Annotated in this window: 15 protein-coding genes; 1 reads left to right on the top strand and 14 read right to left on the bottom strand. The window is 66.4% G+C overall.

Going from position 1 to position 18,925, the window contains the following annotated elements:
* Positions 1–101 precede the first annotated feature (101 nt).
* From accD to TVNIR_RS05635, 12 genes are all read right to left on the bottom strand, one after another.
* Positions 102–1,064 carry an acetyl-CoA carboxylase, carboxyltransferase subunit beta gene (accD, locus tag TVNIR_RS05690; protein ID WP_015258033.1) on the bottom strand — a complete coding sequence of 321 codons (963 nt, stop codon included), beginning with the start codon at positions 1,062–1,064 and terminating at the stop codon, positions 102–104.
* A gap of 34 nt (positions 1,065–1,098) precedes the next feature.
* Entirely contained in the window at positions 1,099–1,935 is an 837-nt protein-coding gene (trpA, locus tag TVNIR_RS05685) for a tryptophan synthase subunit alpha (RefSeq protein WP_015258032.1), read from the bottom strand.
* On the bottom strand, positions 1,932–3,143 hold the full coding sequence (gene trpB, locus TVNIR_RS05680; protein ID WP_043739430.1) for a tryptophan synthase subunit beta: 1,212 nt from the start codon (positions 3,141–3,143) through the stop codon (positions 1,932–1,934). Before trpB ends, trpA begins: the two co-directional genes overlap by 4 nt.
* A complete protein-coding gene (locus tag TVNIR_RS05675; RefSeq protein WP_015258030.1) occupies positions 3,127–3,771 on the bottom strand; it encodes a phosphoribosylanthranilate isomerase in 645 nt (214 codons plus the stop codon). Before TVNIR_RS05675 ends, trpB begins: the two co-directional genes overlap by 17 nt.
* A 69-nt stretch (positions 3,772–3,840) precedes the next feature.
* The gene (gene truA, locus TVNIR_RS05670) at positions 3,841–4,692 is read right to left on the bottom strand and encodes a tRNA pseudouridine(38-40) synthase TruA (RefSeq protein WP_015258029.1); all 852 of its coding nucleotides are present in this window, start codon (positions 4,690–4,692) and stop codon (positions 3,841–3,843) included.
* On the bottom strand, positions 4,692–5,480 hold the full coding sequence (locus tag TVNIR_RS05665; RefSeq protein WP_015258028.1) for a hypothetical protein: 789 nt from the start codon (positions 5,478–5,480) through the stop codon (positions 4,692–4,694). Before TVNIR_RS05665 ends, truA begins: the two co-directional genes overlap by 1 nt.
* 88 nt (positions 5,481–5,568) lie before the next feature.
* The gene (locus TVNIR_RS05660; RefSeq protein ID WP_043739427.1) at positions 5,569–7,836 is read right to left on the bottom strand and encodes a FimV/HubP family polar landmark protein; all 2,268 of its coding nucleotides are present in this window, start codon (positions 7,834–7,836) and stop codon (positions 5,569–5,571) included.
* A gap of 169 nt (positions 7,837–8,005) precedes the next feature.
* On the bottom strand, positions 8,006–9,031 hold the full coding sequence (locus TVNIR_RS05655) for an aspartate-semialdehyde dehydrogenase (RefSeq protein ID WP_015258025.1): 1,026 nt from the start codon (positions 9,029–9,031) through the stop codon (positions 8,006–8,008).
* Between the two features lie 30 nt (positions 9,032–9,061).
* Positions 9,062–10,132: a 3-isopropylmalate dehydrogenase gene (gene leuB, locus TVNIR_RS05650; RefSeq protein ID WP_015258024.1), complete on the bottom strand. Its 1,071-nt coding sequence runs from the start codon at positions 10,130–10,132 to the stop codon at positions 9,062–9,064.
* A 500-nt stretch (positions 10,133–10,632) separates the two neighbouring features.
* Positions 10,633–11,274: a 3-isopropylmalate dehydratase small subunit gene (gene leuD, locus TVNIR_RS05645; protein WP_015258023.1), complete on the bottom strand. Its 642-nt coding sequence runs from the start codon at positions 11,272–11,274 to the stop codon at positions 10,633–10,635.
* A gap of 3 nt (positions 11,275–11,277) precedes the next feature.
* A complete protein-coding gene (gene leuC / locus TVNIR_RS05640; RefSeq protein ID WP_015258022.1) occupies positions 11,278–12,687 on the bottom strand; it encodes a 3-isopropylmalate dehydratase large subunit in 1,410 nt (469 codons plus the stop codon).
* 193 nt (positions 12,688–12,880) lie between these two features.
* Entirely contained in the window at positions 12,881–14,584 is a 1,704-nt protein-coding gene (locus TVNIR_RS05635; protein WP_015258021.1) for a 2-isopropylmalate synthase, read from the bottom strand.
* Between the two features lie 186 nt (positions 14,585–14,770).
* Here TVNIR_RS05635 and TVNIR_RS05630 point away from each other — a divergent pair, with 186 nt between their 5' ends.
* Entirely contained in the window at positions 14,771–15,277 is a 507-nt protein-coding gene (locus TVNIR_RS05630) for an Lrp/AsnC family transcriptional regulator (protein WP_015258019.1), read from the top strand.
* Between the two features lie 743 nt (positions 15,278–16,020).
* On the opposite strand, the gene prxU is transcribed toward TVNIR_RS05630, so the two are convergent.
* Together prxU and TVNIR_RS05615 are read right to left on the bottom strand one after the other, a co-directional pair.
* Entirely contained in the window at positions 16,021–16,737 is a 717-nt protein-coding gene (gene prxU / locus TVNIR_RS05625; protein ID WP_248843767.1) for a thioredoxin-dependent peroxiredoxin, read from the bottom strand.
* Positions 16,738–17,084: 347 nt separating this feature from the next.
* Complete coding sequence (locus TVNIR_RS05615) at positions 17,085–18,872, bottom strand: N-acetylglutaminylglutamine amidotransferase (RefSeq protein ID WP_015258017.1); 1,788 nt, start codon at positions 18,870–18,872, stop codon at positions 17,085–17,087.
* Between the last annotated feature and the right edge of the window lie 53 nt (positions 18,873–18,925).

Here is an 18,925-nt window from a genome sequence, read left to right as displayed (position 1 = left end):
GACACGGCATCGCCGCACACCGCACACCGGGACTCGCCGGACGGCTCCGGTACCGGGCCGACGCACGGGAACGGGACGCGAGTCGCTGAGGAACGACGTAGTCAGGCCGGCCCCTTCTGCTCGGACGCCTGCGCCTGCGTGTCCGCGGGCTCTTCCGGCGCCTCGGATCCTGGGCCGCTCGCGGGTTTGGATGTCGCGGCCGCCGCCGGCGAGATATGGTGCGTCAACATGGCGAGAAGCGACGCCAGCTGCGTGCGCATCTCGCGACGATCGACGATCAGATCGATGGCCCCGTGTTCGAGCAGGAATTCGGAACGCTGGAACCCTTCCGGCAGCGTCTCCCGCACCGTCTGCTGGATCACGCGAGGCCCGGCGAAGCCGATCAGTGCCTTGGGCTCGGCGGCGTTGAGATCCCCGAGCATCGCCAGGCTGGCCGAGACTCCCCCCATCGTCGGGTCGGTCATCACCGACACGAACGGCACCCGGGCCTCGCGCAGCCGCGCCAGCGCCGCGCTGGTCTTCGCCATCTGCATCAGCGAGAACAGCGCTTCCTGCATCCGCGCACCGCCGCTGGCGGAAAAACAGACCAGCGGAATCCGCTCCTCCAGCGCCCGGTCGACCCCCCGCACGAAACGCTCCCCCACCGCGGAACCCATGGAACCGCCCATGAAGAAAAAGTCGAAAGCCGCCGCCACCAGCGGGGCCCCCTCGAGTTCACCGCGCATCACGATCAGCGCATCCTTCTCACCGGTCGCCTTCTGAGCCGCGGACAGGCGATCACGGTACTTCTTGCTGTCGCGGAACTTGAGGACATCCGACGCCTCGATGCCCATGCCGATCTCCTCCCGCGGATTCTCGTCCAGGAAGATATCGAGGCGGCGCCGTGCGCCGATACGGCGGTGATGACCGCATTTCGGGCAGACGTCCAGGTTCCGTTCCAGCTCGGGCCGGTACAGCGTCGCATCGCAGCCCTCACAGCGGACCCACAGGCCCTCCGGCACCGTGCGCTTGCTCGCGTTGTCGGTGCGGATGCGCGAGGGCATCAACTTCTCGAACCAGCTCATGCGTCGTTCCCGTCTTTCACGATCCCAACCGGTGTCAGGCGCTGCTGGCCGGTGTGTTGGCCGAGCGGGCCGCGTCCATCGCTACCCGCATTTCGCGCACCGTCGCCGCCGCGGCAGCGCGGAAGCCATCCGGATCCCCCGGATACTGTTCCACCTGGCGCACGAGCGCGCTTCCGACGACCACCGCATCGGCCACCCGGGCGACCTTGGCAGCCGTGTCCGCGTCGCGGATCCCGAAGCCCACGCCCAGCGGCAGTCCGGTGAGCCCGCGGATCGAATCGAGACGGGCACCGAGCGCGTCGGCATCCAGTGCCTGCGATCCGGTCACGCCCTTCAGGGACACATAGTAGATGAATCCGCGTGCCGCGGCCGCGACGTGCCGCACCCGCTCGCCGGAGGTGGTGGGGGCGACCAGGAAAATGGGATCGATGCCGGCCGTTTCCAGCACAGCAGTCAGGTCGCCGCTTTCCTCGGGCGGCAGGTCGACCACCAGCACGCCGTCCACGCCGGCCGCGGCGGCCGCGGCGGCGAAGGCCTCGGCACCCATGCGTTCCACCGGATTCAGGTACCCCATCAGGATCACCGGCGTCCGGGTATCCTGCTGCCGGAATTCCCGGACCATTTCCAACACGCTGCGCAGGCTGGTGCCATGCGCCAGGGCCCGCTCGCACGCCAGCTGAATCACCGGCCCATCGGCCATCGGGTCGGAGAACGGGACCCCCAGCTCGAGCATCTCGGCGCCGGCAGCGACCAGGTCGTGCATCAACGGCACGGTCACCTCCGGTGCGGGATCGCCCGCGGTGATGTAGGGCACCAGGGCCGCACGGCCGGCGGCACGGATGTCGGCAAAACGCTTGGCAATGCGGCTCACAGATCGATTCCTTCGAGGCGGGCGATGGTGTTCAGATCCTTGTCACCGCGCCCGGACAGATTGATGATCAGGCTCTGGTCGGCACGCATCGCGGGCGCGATGTCCAGCGCATGGGCGATCGCGTGACTCGTCTCGAGCGCCGGGAGGATGCCCTCGGTACGGGTCATGCGGTGGAATGCACGCAGTGCCTCGTCGTCGGTCACCGACACGTAGCGGGCGCGCCCGATGTCCTTGAGCCAGGCATGCTCAGGCCCGACACCCGGGTAGTCGAGGCCCGCAGAGATCGAATGGGTCTCGATGATCTGGCCGTTGTCGTCCTCCATCAGGTAGGTCCGGTTGCCATGCAATACACCCGGCCGCCCGGCACACAGCGGTGCCGAATGATGGCCTGTGGCGATCCCCTCGCCCGCGGCCTCGACCCCGATCAGCGCGACCGACTCGTCGGCCAGGAACGGGTGAAACAGACCGATCGCATTGGAGCCGCCGCCGACACAGGCAACCAGCGCGTCGGGCAGCCTGCCGGTCATCTCCAGGTGCTGGGCCCGGGCCTCACGTCCGATCACCGACTGGAAATCGCGCACCATCGCGGGATAGGGATGCGGCCCGGCGACGGTGCCGATGATGTAGAAGGTATCGTCGACGTTGGTCACCCAGTCGCGCATGGCCTCGTTCAGCGCATCCTTCAGCGTGCGCGAACCGGACTGGACCGCGACCACCTCGGCCCCGAGCAGGCGCATCCGGTACACATTCGGCGACTGGCGCTGGATATCCTCCGCACCCATGTAGACCACGCATTCCAGCCCCAGCCGAGCCGCCACGGTCGCGGTGGCCACGCCGTGCTGCCCGGCACCGGTCTCGGCGATAATCCGATTCTTGCCGAGGCGCTTGGCCAGCAAGGCCTGGCCGATGGTGTTGTTCACCTTGTGTGCGCCGGTATGGTTCAGGTCCTCGCGCTTCAGGTAGATCTGCGCGCCACCCAGTTCCCGCGAAAGGCGTTCGGCATGATAGAGCGGGCTCGGACGGCCGACGAAGTGCGCGAGGTCGGCATCGAGTTCTGCGAGAAAGTCCGGGTCGTGCAGATAGCGCTCGTAGGCCGCCTGCAATTCCTCGAGCGCTCCCATCAGCGTCTCGGCCACGAACCGGCCGCCGTAGGGCCCGAAGTGCCCACGGGCGTCCGGAAAGGCCGCCCAGTCAATCGCCTGTTTCATTTCGCTCACGTTCCACCTGTCTCACCGACTGCACGAATTCCCGTACCCGGGCCGCATCCTTCTGTCCGGGCGCCGACTCGACGCCGGAACTCACATCCACGCCGTAGGGATCGGTCTGCGCCAGCGCAGCACCGACGTTGCCAGCGTCGAGGCCGCCCGCGAGCAGCCAGGGCCGTTCCAGCGCCGCCGGAATCGAGGCCCAGTCGAAACGCTCCCCGGACCCCCCGATCTTGCCGTTGCCATGACTGTCGAGCAGAAAGCCCCGAGCCCGCGGATGGGCATCCATCACCGGACGCGGATCGGCATGCTCCGCCATCGCCACCGCCTTCAGGTACGGAACCCCGAAGGACTCGCAGAAACGCGCCGGCTCGTCCCCGTGGAACTGCAGGAAATCCGGATGCACTGTTTTCAGCACCGCCTCCACGTCCGCATTCGCGGGATCGACGAACAGCGCAACGCTGGCGACGAACGGCGGCAACACCGAGACGATCGCGCGCGCCTGTTCCAGCGTCACCGCGCGCCGGCTCCGGGAATAGAAAACCAGCCCGATCGCATCGGCCCCGCTGGCCGCGGCGTTGAGAGCCTGCGAGAGGTCCGTGAGGCCGCAGATCTTGATCCGGTAACGCATGGTAGCCGCCAAGAGTACCAGAAAGTGGCGATCCCGCGGACAATCCGCGCCGCTCCCCTGGGTCCCGGCTCAGCCCGGATCCTGGCGGCCCACACCCTCCCCGAAGGTCAGCGGCAGAACCGGCCAGACCGGTGCCTGCCCGGCACCGGGCAGACGATGCACGGGATCATAATCCACGCCCACCAGGTACAGACCGCCAGCGGGCGCCGTCATGCCCGACGCACGCCGGTCCCGCGCCTGCATGATCTCGTGGACCCAGTCTGCCTCGCGCCGCCCCTGGCCGATCGGGATCAGCACCCCGGCAATGTTGCGCACCATGTGATGCAGAAACGCATTCGCGTGTACGTCCAGCACCACGTGCCGCCCCTGGCGGTGGACACGGATCGAATGGATGGTCTTGATCGCCGACTGGGCCTGGCAGGCAGCCGCCCGCAGGCTACTGAAATCGTGAGTGCCCACCAGGGCCTGGGCGGCCTCGTGCATCCGCTCGGCGTCCAGCGGATAGCGCCACCAGGCCACCCCCCGCGCTTGCAATGCGGGCCGCACCGACTGGTTCGCAATCACGTAACGATAGCGACGGCCCTGGGCCGAGAACCGGGCATGGAAGTTCCGCGACACCAGACGTGCCCAGAGCAGCGCAACCGGCTCCGGCAGACCCGCGTTGGCTCCCAGCAGCCAGTTCCGTTCGTCCCGGACCGCGGTGGTATCGAAATGGATCACCTGGCCCGTTGCATGCACACCGGCGTCGGTCCGACCGGCGCAGTGCAGATCCACCGGGTGCCCGGCCACGAAACCGAGCGCCTGCTCGACCGCGGCCTGCACGCTGGCTCCGTCCTTCTGCCGTTGCCAGCCGACGAACCCGCTGCCGTCATACTCGACTCCCAGCGCCCAGCGCTGCGCTTCAGCCGTGGCCCCGGGCATCAGGCCACCGGCCCGACTGCAGCACCCCGGAGCGCGATCGCCGACAGGGCGGCCACCCAGAGCAGACTCACCTGCCACACCAGCGCCGCGCGGGTCGTCGCCTGGTCCGTCCCGCCGTTGCGTGGCGCCGGCTCCGGCGCAGAAATACCCGATCCAGGCCGCCCGGTCAGGGCCCGGTCCAGCCCCGTGACCAGGAACTCGCGACCCGCCATCAGTCGGCTCCAGCGGCAGCCGCTGCAGCGCTCGCGAAACTCGCGATAGTGCCGATGCTGGTTTTCGAAGTAGTCCAGGGCCAGGAACAGGCGCCGGGCGAAACGCTCGCCCCGGAACCCCAGCGGTCGCAGCAGATTCAGCCAGCGCAGCAGCCCGGCGATCTGCGCCGGGCGGTCGAACGCAGAGGTCAGCCAGGCCACCCAGCAGACGACCAGTGCCAGCGCGGCAATGCGGATCGCCGCTTCCCCCAGACCGGGCAGCGACGGGAGCATCGCTCCCCATGCGGCATCCACCTGCGACGGGCCCTGCAACCAGCCGAAGAAGACGAGCAGCGACAAGTAGAACCATTTCAGGCGCCAGACCAGGCCCGCTGCACGCTTCCAGGGGAACCCGCCCGCCAGCCAGACGCCCAGCAGCACAAGGAAGCCAGGCAGTAGCGATACCGCCGCGGGGACAAGCACATTAGCCGAAATCAACACCACCCCCGCAATCGCCAGGCTTGACAGCCGGTCGGCGCGTGTCTCCGGCGACAGGTCGGGCGCCCCGGGGCCGGGTGCGTGGATCAGGGCTCTCATGCGCAGATCGCACTCCGCCGGGCCGACCTCACCGGTATTCGGGGAACCTCCGCATTCCCGCGGCGGCGTGCCCGGCCGGTGCGCCGGCTCAGTCGGCACCCTCCTGCCCGAGCCGTTGCCGGATCGCTTCCACCTGCTCCCGCTGCCTGTCCGTCGCCGCGGGCATGATCTCCTCGAGCAGGGCCAGCGCGCCCTCGCGGTCACCCAGATCGGCGAACGCTTCGGCGAGGCTGAGTTTCATGCCGACCTCGGAGGTGTCGTTCCCCTCGCCCTCGGCGGCCTCGGTACTAGCGGCCCCATCCCCCTCTTCGGCACCCTCCTGTGACGGCAGATCCAGCGCCGGGATCCCAGCTCCTTCGTCCCCAGCATGCGGTTCATCCGCCTGCCGGGTCGACGCATCCCCCAGTCCCTCAACGTCGAAACGGAGCAGGTGGGCTTCGTCCTCGTCGTTGCCCGCGCGCTGGCCCGTATCGGACTGCATTTCCGGGCTGGGGCCCTCGGCGGCATCGAACTCCACGCTACCGAAATCCGGCGCCGTGTTCCCTGCCGCCTCCGCAGCGCCGGTGCGCCCGGAACCGTCATCAACATCCGGCACCTCGGGAACGTGCTCCGCAGCGTCGGGCTGCCCGCCGAAGAATCGGGCCTCGACTGCCGCGACTTGCGCGCGCGCCTTCCCGTCCTCCGGTCCGAGCCGTGCACGCACATCTGCCGCAGCCTGACGTACCGCTTCGGCGTCGTTGTTCGCGGCGTGGGCATCGAGCAGGCGCATCCGGTACTCGAGCGTATCGGTCCCGCTCTCAACCGCTTTGTTCAGCGCCGTGATCGCCTGGTCGTTCATTCCGTACGCAAGGTAGAGATCGACATCGGCGAGCACATCGTCGTCGCCCTCGTCCACGTCGATCTCGCCGGACGGAACACCACCCAGCGTGGCCCGGTCAGCAGCCGGTGCGTCCGCCGGCGTACGCGTAGCCGCGGTGCCAATAGCCGCTCCTGCCAGCGCCGCCCCGGCGACCGTGCCGGCACGCGTCTCGCTCGGCTCCTGCAGTGCCCGCTCCGGTGCACCCGGGGCGCCGGCAGCCCGGGCCGCAGCGGGCACGGCGGGACTCCCGGCATCGCCTGCCGGCTGCCGGACCCGCACCGGGCGGAACAAGGCCAGCAACAGCAACAGGAACAGCAAGAGCATTGTGGCGGCCATCATCAACAGCAGCGGGTCGGCCAGGATCCGATCCCGCAATGCCATGTCCCCCGCTGGCTGGCCCGTACGCACGAACTCGGGGCCGGTTTGTTCCTGCAGCTCGCGCATCCGGCTTTCGAGCTGGGCCAGTTCGGTGCTGACCACGTTGAGCAACCGATCCCGTTGGGCCAGTTCCGTACGCAGTGCCACGAATTCCTCGCGCAACTCGCTCATGGCCGCCTGCTGGGAAAGCAATGCCTCCTCGAACATCTGGGAACTTGCCGCCCCGATCGGCTCGCCGAGACTGCCGAGGATCTCGAGCCGATCGTCAACGGCCCTCTCCATCCCGTCCATGTCGCCTGCCGGCAGCCCCTCCGCGAGTGTCGTCTCCACCGCCGGAGACGCATCTTCGTGCGCGCGAACCCGATCCGACTCGGGAGCTCTTTCGTCAGGCGCAGAGGGAATAGCTTCAGCTCCGGTGGGCGGGGCAGTCGTTACGGGCGACGACGAGCGTGGTGCCGTTCGCTCGCGCCACGCCTGGGTCTGGCGCCTGACTTCCGCCCTGGCAGCCTCGGCGCTCCGGGCAGCAACCTCCTCCTGCGTCGGCATTCTCAGCTCGACGTTCGCACGCAGTTGATTGATATCGCCATCGATGAATGCATGGGGATTGGCATCCAGGAGCGCCAGCATCGCCTGTTCCGGCGAGCCCCCGAAATACCCATGATTGCGCACGATCGATAGCAGTGTATCCCCCTGCCGAACCCAGTGAGTCGCCGCTCGCACAGGGTCTGAAGGTGCCGGCTGGTACGCTTGGGGCACGATCGGGGCCCTGCTACGCTCCGGCGCAAAGGCTACAGGCGGATCGAGCAACAGCGAGTATTCACGCAGCACCCGCCCGGCTCTCCAGCGCGCCTCGATCAGCACACCGAGATACGGCTCGCGCACCGGACGCTGCGTCGTCAGGCGGATGATCCGGTGCGTTCCAGAACCCTCGACCGATATCTCCAAATCGGTCGGAAGTGCCCCCCGAACCAAGCCCGCTCGGCGATGATCCTCCTCAGGCGCTAGGCGGAACTCGACGTCCTCGTTCGCCAATGTGCTGCCGTCCGCTGTGACCTGCGCCAGCAGCGGTTGATTCAGGAAGGACCGGACGTCGATCTCTCCGAGACTCATATTCGCCATGGACGGTCCAGCCACAAGCCAACAGCCCAAGGCTACGATGATTCTGCGCACGCCTATCCTCCCTTGCCACCACCCGGCACACTTTCAGCAGGACCGAAGGGCCTGATCTTGCGCCCGACTCCCTCCATCCCGTCCACAGATCAGCCGATGGAATCTCCAGCATCTACGATCAAAGGTATTCACGGACGAGCAATTCGGCTATCTGGATAGTATTCAGCGCCGCGCCCTTGCGTACATTGTCCGAAACGACCCACAGATCAAGGCCGCGGGGATGCGAGATATCCTCGCGGATCCTCCCCACGAACACGCCGTCACGCCCGCTGCTCTCGGTGACCGCGGTCGGATACCCCCCGGGACCCCGGGTATCCAGAATTTCGATCCCCGGTGCTTTCTCGAGCAGTGCGCGGGCCGCCTCGGCGCTGATCTTCGCGCGCGTTTCGATATGCACGGCCTCCGAGTGTCCGTAGAACACGGGTACGCGAACGGTGGTCGGGTTCACCATGATCGCATCATCCTCGAAGATTTTACGGGTTTCCCAGACCATCTTCATTTCTTCCTTCGTATAGCCGTTGTCCATGAATGCATCGATGTGCGGGAGCACATTGAACGCGATCTGCTTCGGGTACACGCTGCATTCGACCGGCTTGCCATTGAGCAGCGCCGCGGTCTGCTGGGCCAGCTCGTCGATGGCTTCCTTCCCGGTGCCGGACACGGCCTGATAGGTGGCGACGTTGATCCGCTCGATACCCACGGCATCGTGGATCGGCTTCAGGGCCACCAACATCTGGATGGTGGAGCAGTTCGGATTGGCAATGATGCCGCGGTTCCGGTACCGCGCGACTGCCGCGGGATTCACCTCGGGCACGACCAGCGGAATGTCGTTCTCGTAGCGAAACTGCGAAGTGTTGTCGATCACCACACAGCCCGCCGCTGCCGCCTTCGGCGCGTACACCGCGGAGACCGAGGCGCCCGGGGAGAACAGCCCGATCTGCACCTTCGCGAAATCGAAGGTGGCCAGATCCTCCACCACGAGTTCGCGGTTCCCGAACGCAACCGTCTTGCCTGCCGAACGCTCGCTTGCCAGCGCATGGACGTTGCCGACCGGAAATGCGCGCTCGGCCAGGATCGCCAGCATCGTTTCGCCCACCGCGCCAGTGGCACCGACGACCGCTACATCAAACTTTCTATCACTCATGGCCTTGCCATCCCAAGTTCAACCGTTATCTCAATTCATCGCCGCAACCAGTGCGTCGCCCATGGCTGCCGTGCCGACCAGTGTACAGCCTTCCGAGACGATGTCCGCCGTGCGCAGTCCCTGGTCCAGCACCCGCCCGACGGCCGTTTCGATCCGGGCCGCCGCCGCCTCGTGACCAAGGCTGTGGCGCAGCATCATCGCCACCGATAGGACGGTCGCGATCGGATTCGCCCGGTCCTGACCCGCGATATCCGGCGCCGAGCCGTGAATCGGCTCGTACAGCCCCGCGCGCTCGGCATTCAGCGACGCTGACGGCAGCATGCCGATGGAACCCGTCAACATCGCCGCCTCGTCGGACAGGATGTCGCCAAAGATGTTGCCGGTGACGATCACGTCGAACTGTTTCGGCGCACGCACCAACTGCATCGCGGCGTTATCAACGTACATGTGCGAGAGCTCCACCTCGGGGTAGTCGCGGCCCACCCGGATCACCACCTCGCGCCAGAGCTCGGAGACCTCCAGCACGTTCGCCTTGTCCACCGAACACAGCCGGCGCCCCCGCTTCATCGCGGCGTCGAACGCCACGCGTGCAATGCGCTCGATCTCGGATTCGCTGTAGATGGCCGTGTTGAATCCGACGCGCTCGCCGTCGCGTTCCTCGACGCCCCGTGGCTGCCCGAAATAGATGTCGCCCGTCAGTTCGCGCACGATCAGAAGATCGAGGCCGGCGACCACTTCGGGCCGCAGCGTGGACGCCTCCGCCAACTGTGAATACAGGATCGCGGGCCGCAGGTTCGCGAACAGGTTCAGATCGGAGCGGATTCCGAGCAGGCCCCGTTCCGGGCGCAGCGGACGATCCAGCGCTTCGTACTGCGGGCCGCCAACCGCGCCGAGCAGGATCGCGTCCGCCTCGCGCGCCATCGCGCGCGTCGTCGCCGGGTAGGGATCCCCGGCGGCGTCGTAACCGGCTCCGCCGATCAGCCCCTCGTCGATCTCGAGATCCAGTCCCTCGAGTTCGGCGACTCGATCCAGCACCTTCAGGGCTTCGTTCACGATCTCCGGACCGATCCCGTCACCCGGCAACACCAGAATTCTCTGCACGCTTCGAGCTCCTAAGTTCAACTGCCTGCTTTTAATGAAATCAAATGCAAACGCATCACAACGGGTCCGTGCGTCAACCCGTCCCGCGCGGACACCACCCCACATGCCGCATCGAGAGCGCCTCGGGGTATCCCCACAGTGGCCCCGAGGCGCTTGCCCCACCCCCGACACGCTGAAGGATGAAAACAAGCCACGGAAACACACGGCAATCCACTGACGAGGCATTGAACGCCCGTCATTTTACGCGTGATCCGTGTCCTGCCGTGGCAGCCTCTTGGGAAGTGCTGATTAAATCGTCATCGCGAGGAGCGAAGCCTTTAGCCGCGAGCGAAGCGTGGCGGGACGTGGCGATCCAAACGGCGTCAGTCCTCCCCACGCCGCCTGCATTATTCGCTGCGCTCACCCTGCGGGCCAGCCTTCGGCTGTTCAATGCGCTGCGCGCATTAATGTCGCGCTTCGCTCGCAATGACAGGACCCTTTGTTCAGCACTTCCCTTGACGTCAACGGGGCATCAGCCACGGTGCTTCCTCGCGCCGGCGCGCCTCGTAGGCGCGAATCCTGTCCGCATGCTGCAGGGTCAGCGCGATGTCGTCCAGACCTTTGAGCAGCCGGTGGCGACGATTCTCGTCGATCTCGAAGTGGAACACCGGCCCCTCCGGCACCCGGACCTGCTGCGCCCGCAGGTCGACCTCGAGCTGCAGACCCGGCTCGGACTGCACACGTCGAAACAGCTCATCGACTTCTCCCTCTTGTAAAACAACGGGAAGCAGTCCATTTTTGAAGCTGTTATTGAAGAAGATGTCCGCGAACGACGGCGCAATCACCGCGCGAAACCCGAAGTCGGTCAATGCCCAGACCGCATGCTCCCGCGACGAACCGCACCCGAAATTCTCGCGAGCCAGCAGGATGGTCGCGCGATTGAACGGATCCTGGTTCAGCACGAATTCCGGGTTCGGGCGCCGCCGCGCATGGTCGGAATCGGGCTCGCCCGGATCCAGATAGCGCCAGTCGTCGAAGGCATTGGGGCCGAAGCCGGTGCGCTTGATCGATTTCAGGTACTGCTTCGGAATGATTGCGTCGGTATCGACGTTGGCGCGGTCCAGCGGGGCTGCGATGCCGCTGTGCACGGTAAATGGTTGCATGGTTCAGTTCTCCAGTCGCGCAGGGTCGATGAAATGCCCGGCGACTGCAGCGGCAGCCGCCAGCGCGGGGCTGACCAGGTGTGTGCGCCCACCCTGCCCCTGCCTGCCCTCGAAATTGCGATTCGAGGTGGAGGCGCAGCGCTCGCCCGGTTCCAGCCGGTCCGCGTTCATCGCCAGGCACATCGAACAGCCCGGTTCCCTCCATTCGAAACCCGCGTCCAGAAACACCTGGTCGAGCCCCTCGGCCTCGGCCTGCTGCTTGACCAGCCCGGACCCCGGCACGACCATCGCGAGCTTGATACTGTCGGCCTTGCGCCGGCCGCGCACCACCGTCGCGGCCTCGCGCAGATCCTCGATCCGCGAATTGGTGCAGGAGCCGATGAAAACCTTGTCGGGGCGGATCCCGTCGACCGGAATCCCGGGCTCCAGCCCCATATACTTCAGCGCCTTGCGCATACCTTCGGCACGCACCGGATCCTTTTCCAGTGCCGGGTCGGGCACATTTCCGGACACCGGCACGACCATCTCCGGTGAGGTGCCCCAACTGACCTGCGGCTCGATCGCCGCGGCATCCAGTACCACCACCCGGTCGAACCGCGCGTCCGGGTCACTGACCAGCTGCCGCCAGACATCGGCCGCCCGTTCGAACAATTCGCCCGCGGGTGCCTGCGGCCGACCGCGTACGTACTCGATGGTCTTCTCGTCGACCGCGACCATCCCGGCCCGTGCGCCGGCTTCGATCGCCATGTTGCACACGGTCATGCGTCCTTCGACCGACAGGCTGCGGATCGCGGACCCGCCGAACTCGATCGCATAGCCGGTGCCACCTGCGGTTCCGATCGTTCCAATGATGGCCAATACCACGTCCTTCGCGGTCACACCCGGCCGCAGCTCGCCGTCGACGCGAACCAGCATGCTTTTCGACTTTTTCTGCCACAGGCACTGGGTTGCCAGCACGTGTTCCACCTCGGAGGTGCCGATCCCGAAAGCCAGCGCGCCCAGAGCGCCATGGGTGGAGGTGTGCGAATCGCCGCAGACCACGGTCATCCCCGGCAGCGTCGCGCCCTGCTCCGGACCGATCACGTGCACGATCCCCTGTCGCAGGTCGCGCATCGGGAAGAACTTCAACCCGAACTCGCCCACGTTGCGTTCCAGTGTCTCGACCTGGGTCCGGGAGACCGGATCGGCGATACCGGCATCCCGGTGCTCGGTCGGGACATTGTGATCCGGCACCGCCAGAACCGAGTCCGAACGCCAGAGTTTGCGCCCGGCCAGCCGCAGACCCTCGAAGGCCTGCGGCGACGTGACCTCGTGCACCAGATGGCGATCGATATACAGCAGCGCGGTGCCGTCCCCTTCCTCGTGGACGACATGCGCCTGCCACAGTTTGTCGTACAGCGTCTGACCGGACATGGTTTCTCCAGCGAGCATCGAACTTCGTATGATAACGTGCCACGCGGTCGTATGGCCGCAGCGCATCCAGGAATACCCCTCCCTCGGCACGGGGAGCGGTTTGGCGAGGGGTCCGCGCGCAGCCTGCGCGCGGTGCACCCGCCCCACCCACTCTCCGGCAAAGGGGGGGCGGCGAGGTACCGACCCTGGGGGGTCAGGTCGCGGTGGCGGGCACCACGTCGACGTCGACACCTGCAGCGACTCCCGCGCGGGACAGGGCGGTCAGCACCGCCTGGACCGCGGCGCCGGCGCTGTCCTCGGCGATCGCGGCACCCGCCGCGCGCTCGCCGTCCACGGTCAGCGCGACCGCCGCCAGCGCCTGGGCGCCGGTGCTGTGTTCCAGCGCATGCTCGTCGAACTCGACCACCTCGATCCGCACTCCGTACTGGCGTTCCAGCGCCACGACCAGCGCGGACACGACGCCGTCACCGCGGGCCGTGAGCCTTTGCACCACGCCGTGCTGCGCCAACTGGACATCGATCTCGACCTGCGCGCCCTGACGGTACAGCCGGTACCCCGTCAGGCTCCAGGACGCGGGCGTCTCCAGGTACTGGCGTTCGAACAGCGCACGCACCGAACGGGAATTGACCTCGGCCCCGCTCTCCTCGGCCTGGGCCTGCACCGCACGGGCGAATTCCGTCGCCAGCCATCGCGGAAGGGTGATGCCGTGATCGCGCTCCAGTACGTGCGCGACGCCACCCTTTCCCGACTGGCTGTTGATGCGTACCACCGCCTCGTACTCGCGCCCCAGATCGCGCGGGTCGATCGGCAGGTAGGGTACCTCCCAGGGCCCGCCCCACCGTTGCCGGTGGGCCATCCCCTTCCGAATCGCGTCCTGGTGGCTGCCGGAAAACGCCGTGTAGACGAGCTCGCCGGTCCAGGGATGGCGCGGGTGCACCGGCAGCGCGGTACACTCCCGGTAGACCGCCTTGATCGCCTCCATGTCGGACAGGTCCACCGTGGGATCCACCCCCTGGGAGTACAGGTTCATGGCCACGGTGATCATGTCCATGTTGCCCGTCCGCTCGCCGTTGCCGAACAGCGTACCCTCCAGCCGGTCGGCACCGGCCAGCAGGCCCAGCTCCGCGGCGGCCACCCCGGTACCCCGGTCGTTGTGCGTGTGCAGCGACAGTACGAAATCATCGCGCATCCGCACATGATCGCAAAACCATTCGACCTGGTCGGCGAATACGTTGGGTGTCGTGACCTCGACCGTCGCCGGCAGGTTGATGATCACTTTCTGGCCCCGATCGGGCCGCCAGATCGCGTTCACCGCATCGACCACCTCGACTGCGTAGTCGGGTTCGGTCGCCGAGTAGCTCTCGGGCGAGTACTGGAAGGTCCAGTCGGTGCCGGGATATTCGGCCGCGATGTCGCGCACCCAGCGCGCGCCGCTCTCGGCGATTTTCCGGACCCCCTCCCGGTCCAGCCCGAACACCTGTTCACGCTGCGCCGGGCTGGTCGAGTTGTACACATGCACGATCGCACGGGGCACACCTTCCAGCGCCTCGAAGGTGCGCCGGATCAGATCCTCGCGCGCCTGGGTCAGCACCTGGATCATCACCCCTTCCGGGATCCGCCCCTCCTCGATCAAACGCCGGGTGAACGCGAAGTCCGGCTGCGAGGCGGAAGGGAAGCCGACTTCGATCTCGGTGAGGCCGATCGCGACCAGCAGATCGAAGAACCGGAGCTTCTGCTCCACCGACATCGGCCGCTCCAATGCCTGATTGCCGTCGCGCAGGTCGACGCTGGCGAAGATCGGCGCACGCACGATGCGCCGGTCCGGCCAGCGCCTGTCCGGCTTCGCGATCCCGGGGGCAGGTGCATACTTGCGATGGTCGAAATCCGGTCGGTTCATGGCGATTCCTCTTGATGTCGTAGACCGCTGGCGGCATCTCGAGCGTGAAAGCTACCGAGCCAGCACCGTCAGTTCCTGTTCGCGAACCATAATATTCGATTGCGCGCGCAATCGGTTGTCCATTTTCTCCACGCAGCGAGCCATTCCGGCATAATATTGCGGAGATAATTTCAATGGCGACATTTCATGTCTACCCCTCCTCGAAATCCCAGACCGCACACGCTGGATCGCACCGATCGCCGGATCCTGGAAGCCCTGCAGCAGGACGCCGGCCTGTCGAACCAGGAACTCGCGGAACGCGTGGGCCTGAGCCCGTCCCCCTGTCTGCGGCGGGTGCGGGCACTTGAGGAAGCGGGCATCATCATCGGTCGGGTGGCGCTGCTGGATCCGAAGCGCCTGGGGCTGGAGCTCACCGCGCTGATCCATATCGGCATGGACCGCCACACGCCGGAACGCTTTGCCGCCTTCGAGGAGAGGGTCACGACCTACCCCGAGGTCCAGCATTGTTTCCTGATCACCGGGCAGACAGCCGACTACCTGTTGCAGGTGGTGGTCCCCGACATGGATGCCTACCAGGACTTCCTGCTGCGACGGATCACCCGGCTGGACGGAGTCAGCAGCGTACACTCGAGCTTCGTGCTGCGCCGCGTGGTTGACCGCACGGCCCTGCCCCTCAGCTACGTGCCGGGCTAAGCTTCATGGCCAGCGGCCACCCTGCAAGATGAAAAGGCGGGCCACGGAAAGCACGGACAGACACGGAAAAAGGATTCGATCCGTTTCATCTTCCGTGATTTCCGTGTCCTTCCGTGGCTGGATTTTCACGCCAACGATCATGTCTTCGGGGGTGAGGCACCCCGAAGGATGAAAATCGGACACGGAAGCACGCGGAAATTGAGCAAGATATTGAATACCTGTCATTTTCCGTGTTGTCCGTGTTCTTCCGTGGCTGTATTTTCACGCTAACTTTCATGGCCAGCGGCCACCCCGCAAGATGAAAAGACGAGCCACGGAAAGCACGGAAAGACACGGACAAGGGGTTGGATCCGTCTCATCTTCCGTGATTTCCGTGTCCTTCCGTGGCTGCATTTTCACGCTAACTGTCATGCCCTCGGCCGCGAGGCACCCCGAAGGATGAAAATACGATTATAAATCAGAGACATACGATTCTAGGGCGGCGTATTTTCACGCTAACTGTCATGGCGCGGGCAGCCACCCCCGATGATGAAAGAGGCGTAGGGCGGAAAAGGCCGAAGGCCGTCATCCGCTGTTCCCACGCCGGGGTTGCCCCGAGCGCCGGGACGGTGCGAATACCGAACCGCGGACGACACTGCCTTACGCCTACCGACCCGAGAGGCGCGAACGTGCGGTTCCGTCACGTTACCCCGCCGGGCACGGGTCAACTGCGTCCCGTGACCCGGCGGGGACTCGGTTCCCGATCATTCCATCGAGGGATTCCAGACCTCCCAGACCCTGCCCACCAGGTCGGGCCCCGGTTTCAGGGTCGGCTTACCGGGCTCCCAGCCCGCCGGCGTCGCTTCCTTGCCGCCGGATGCACGAACGACCTGGTAGGCCTGCACCTGGCGCACCGTCTCGGCGAGCTTACGGCCGACGGGGGGAGTGAGCACCTCCATCGCCTGAATCACGCCGTCGGGGTCGATGATGAAACGGCCCCGCAGCTCGATGCCCTGGGATTCGTCCCAAACGCCGTAGGCACGTCCGACATCCCCTGCCTGGTCGGACGCCATGTGGAACGGGATGCCCCCATCCACCATCTTGCTCAATTCATGTTCGTTCCAGATCTTGTGGACGAAGTGACTGTCCACGCTGACTGCAATGACTTCAACACCCAGATCCTGCAATGCCTGATATTGCGCGGCGACCGCCGACACCTCAGTGGCTCAGACAAACGTAAAATCACCCGGGTAGAAACAGAGCAGCACCCACTTGCCGGAAAAATCCGACAGCTTGACGTTCGTAAAACCGCCCTGGTAAAACGCCGGCGCGGTGAAATCCGGGGCCTTCTGCCCGACTCGTGCAGTCATTCTCGTTGCCTCCTGTGATGGGATGGATTCGGCTGGATCACCCGCTTCGGGAAGCGGGGAATCGGACACCGAGCCCGACACCCGGGCGCACCCGATCGGTTGCTCTTCCATACGACCTCCTCGACTCGTCTGTCCTGACAATAGGGGCACGAATCCAAAGGCATCACACCGCGGACGCTTCCGGGCACCGGCAGCGTCCGCGAATCGTGCCCCACTGCCCGGGGCGGACAGCCCCCCGGGCCTCTGGCAGTATGCTCCCGAATACGGCGTGGCTCAACGAACGCGGGAGCGGGTGACGGCTGCTCCCCGCGCGGAGCACGGAACGGCATCCGTGCCAACGGATGCTCGCAGGAAACGCCCGGGGCCGGCGGTCCGGATCGCGGCCGGGATGAATCGCTCCCGACACAGGTGCCGGGAGCTGACCCGTGGCACCGGGCGGGCGGCCGGTTCACCCGGTATCAGGCGGTATCCACCTGGGTCTGCAGCCAGAACTCGAGCAGCGCCAGATGCCAGAGCTTGGATCCCTGGATGCGCGTGAAGTGCTGGTCGGGCGCGTCGAGCAGGCGCTGCACGTAACCTGGTCGGTAGATGCCGCGCTCGCGTGCCGCCTGCGAACCGAGGATATCGCGCATGAACTCCAGGAACTCGCCGCGCACGTACTTCAGCGCAGGCACCGGGAAGTAGCCCTTCGGCCGGTCCAGCACCGCGTCCGGCAACCGCCCACGCGCGATCTGCTTCAGTACCTTCTTGCCACCGTCCCCGAGCTTCAGGTGCGGCGGCATCGCTGCCGCGGTCTCGACCAGTTCGTGGTCCAGGAACGGCACCCGGGCCTCGAGCCCGAAGGCCATGGTCATGTTGTCGACCCGCTTCACCGGATCGTCGACGATCAGCGTGGTCACATCGAGCGCCAGCACCGCGTCGATGAAGCTGTCGGCGCGATCGGTCTCCAGTGCAGCCAGTTCGGCGTGCAGCCAGTCGCCGGTCACGTCGCCCTGCGGCGGCCGGGCGAGCAGTTCGCGCATCTCCGGGTCGTCGCGGTCGAAATAGTGTTTACGAAAGCGCTCGGTCCAGCCGCCCGAACGCTCCTCGGCCATTTTCGGGTACCAGAAGTACCCCCCGAACACCTCGTCCGCACCCTGGCCCGACTGCACGACCTTCACGTGCTGGGAGACCTGCTCCGCGAGCAGGTAGAACGCCACCGCATCCTGCCCGAACATCGGCTCGGACATCGCCGCCACCGCCTCGGGCAAGCGGCGGAGCACCTCGCTGTTCGGAATCAGCGTGCGCTGGTGGTCGGTCGCATAGCGCTCGGCCACCGGGTCCGAATACTCGAACTCGGAGCCCTTCTCCTCCGGCTGATCCTCGAAGCCCACGGTGAAGGTACGCAGGTTCTGCGCCCCCTCCTCGGTCGCCAGCGCGACCAGCAGGCTGGAGTCGAGTCCGCCCGAAAGCAGTACACCCACCGGCACGTCGGCCACCTCCAGCCGCCGCCGGACCGCCCGGCGCAGCCCGGCCTCGATGCGTTCGCGCCATTCGTCGTCGTCGACCCCCTGTTCCGGGCGCCGCGCACAGAGCCGCCAGTAGCATTCCAGGTGTTCGTGGCCGTCGGCCTCGATCAGCAGGTAATGCCCCGGCTGCAGCTTGCGGATCCCGCGTAGCACGGTGCGCGGCGCGGGTACCACCGCATGCAGCGAGAACAGCAGATGCAGCGCCTCGGGATCCAGCGCGGTATCGACACCTCCGCTGTCCAGCAGTGCCCGGGTATTCGAAGCGAACCGGATCCCGTGGTCCGAGCGCGCAACGTAGAGCGGCTTGATCCCCATGCGGTCACGCGCGACCAGCAGCTTCTGGCTTCTGGAATCGAACAGCGCGAAAGCGAACATGCCGTGCAGCCGGCCCACCACCGCCTCGCCCCACTCCGCGTAGCCCCGAAGGATGGTCTCGGTATCGCCGGTGGAGAAGAAGCGGTGCCCGCGCCGTTCCAGTTCGGCGCGCAGCGTACGGAAATTGTAGATCGCGCCGTTGAACACCAGCGCGAGCCCGGTTGCGGGGTCGAACATCGGCTGGTGCGCACGCTGCGAGAGATCCAGGATGGATAGCCGGCGGTGCCCCAGCGCCACCCGGCCCGCGGCCCAGACACCGTCCGCATCCGGCCCCCGCCGTGCCAGCGCGGGCAGCATCCGCGCGACCGCATCCACGTCCGCGCGCCGGTCGCCCCAGACGAACTCACCCGCAATCCCACACATGACCCGCTCCGCTGCCGTGTCCCCAGAGTGTACCCAACTCGGGGCGACATGGA

It is taken from the genome of Thioalkalivibrio nitratireducens DSM 14787 (assembly GCF_000321415.2).
In the GTDB taxonomy this organism is placed as follows: Bacteria; Pseudomonadota; Gammaproteobacteria; order Ectothiorhodospirales; family Ectothiorhodospiraceae; genus Thioalkalivibrio; species Thioalkalivibrio nitratireducens.
Note: the sequence above shows the minus strand (reverse complement) of the source record. Positions and strands in the feature narration are given on the sequence as shown.

Bases quoted from the DNA above. Each gene is read 5' to 3' on its own strand.
- TVNIR_RS05660 (WP_043739427.1), bottom strand. From the start codon at position 7,836: ATGGCGAATATGAGTCTCGGAGAGATCGACGTCCGGTCCTTCCTGAAT.
- leuC (WP_015258022.1), bottom strand. From the start codon at position 12,687: ATGTCCGGTCAGACGCTGTACGACAAACTGTGGCAGGCGCATGTCGTC.
- TVNIR_RS05675 (WP_015258030.1), bottom strand. From the start codon at position 3,771: ATGCGTTACCGGATCAAGATCTGCGGCCTCACGGACCTCTCGCAGGCT.
- TVNIR_RS05635 (WP_015258021.1), bottom strand. From the start codon at position 14,584: ATGAACCGACCGGATTTCGACCATCGCAAGTATGCACCTGCCCCCGGG.
- TVNIR_RS05630 (WP_015258019.1), top strand. From the start codon at position 14,771: ATGTCTACCCCTCCTCGAAATCCCAGACCGCACACGCTGGATCGCACC.
- truA (WP_015258029.1), bottom strand. From the start codon at position 4,692: ATGCCCGGGGCCACGGCTGAAGCGCAGCGCTGGGCGCTGGGAGTCGAG.
- TVNIR_RS05665 (WP_015258028.1), bottom strand. From the start codon at position 5,480: ATGAGAGCCCTGATCCACGCACCCGGCCCCGGGGCGCCCGACCTGTCG.
- trpB (WP_043739430.1), bottom strand. From the start codon at position 3,143: ATGAAACAGGCGATTGACTGGGCGGCCTTTCCGGACGCCCGTGGGCAC.
- TVNIR_RS05615 (WP_015258017.1), bottom strand. From the start codon at position 18,872: ATGTGTGGGATTGCGGGTGAGTTCGTCTGGGGCGACCGGCGCGCGGAC.
- accD (WP_015258033.1), bottom strand. From the start codon at position 1,064: ATGAGCTGGTTCGAGAAGTTGATGCCCTCGCGCATCCGCACCGACAAC.
- TVNIR_RS05655 (WP_015258025.1), bottom strand. From the start codon at position 9,031: ATGAGTGATAGAAAGTTTGATGTAGCGGTCGTCGGTGCCACTGGCGCG.
- leuD (WP_015258023.1), bottom strand. From the start codon at position 11,274: ATGCAACCATTTACCGTGCACAGCGGCATCGCAGCCCCGCTGGACCGC.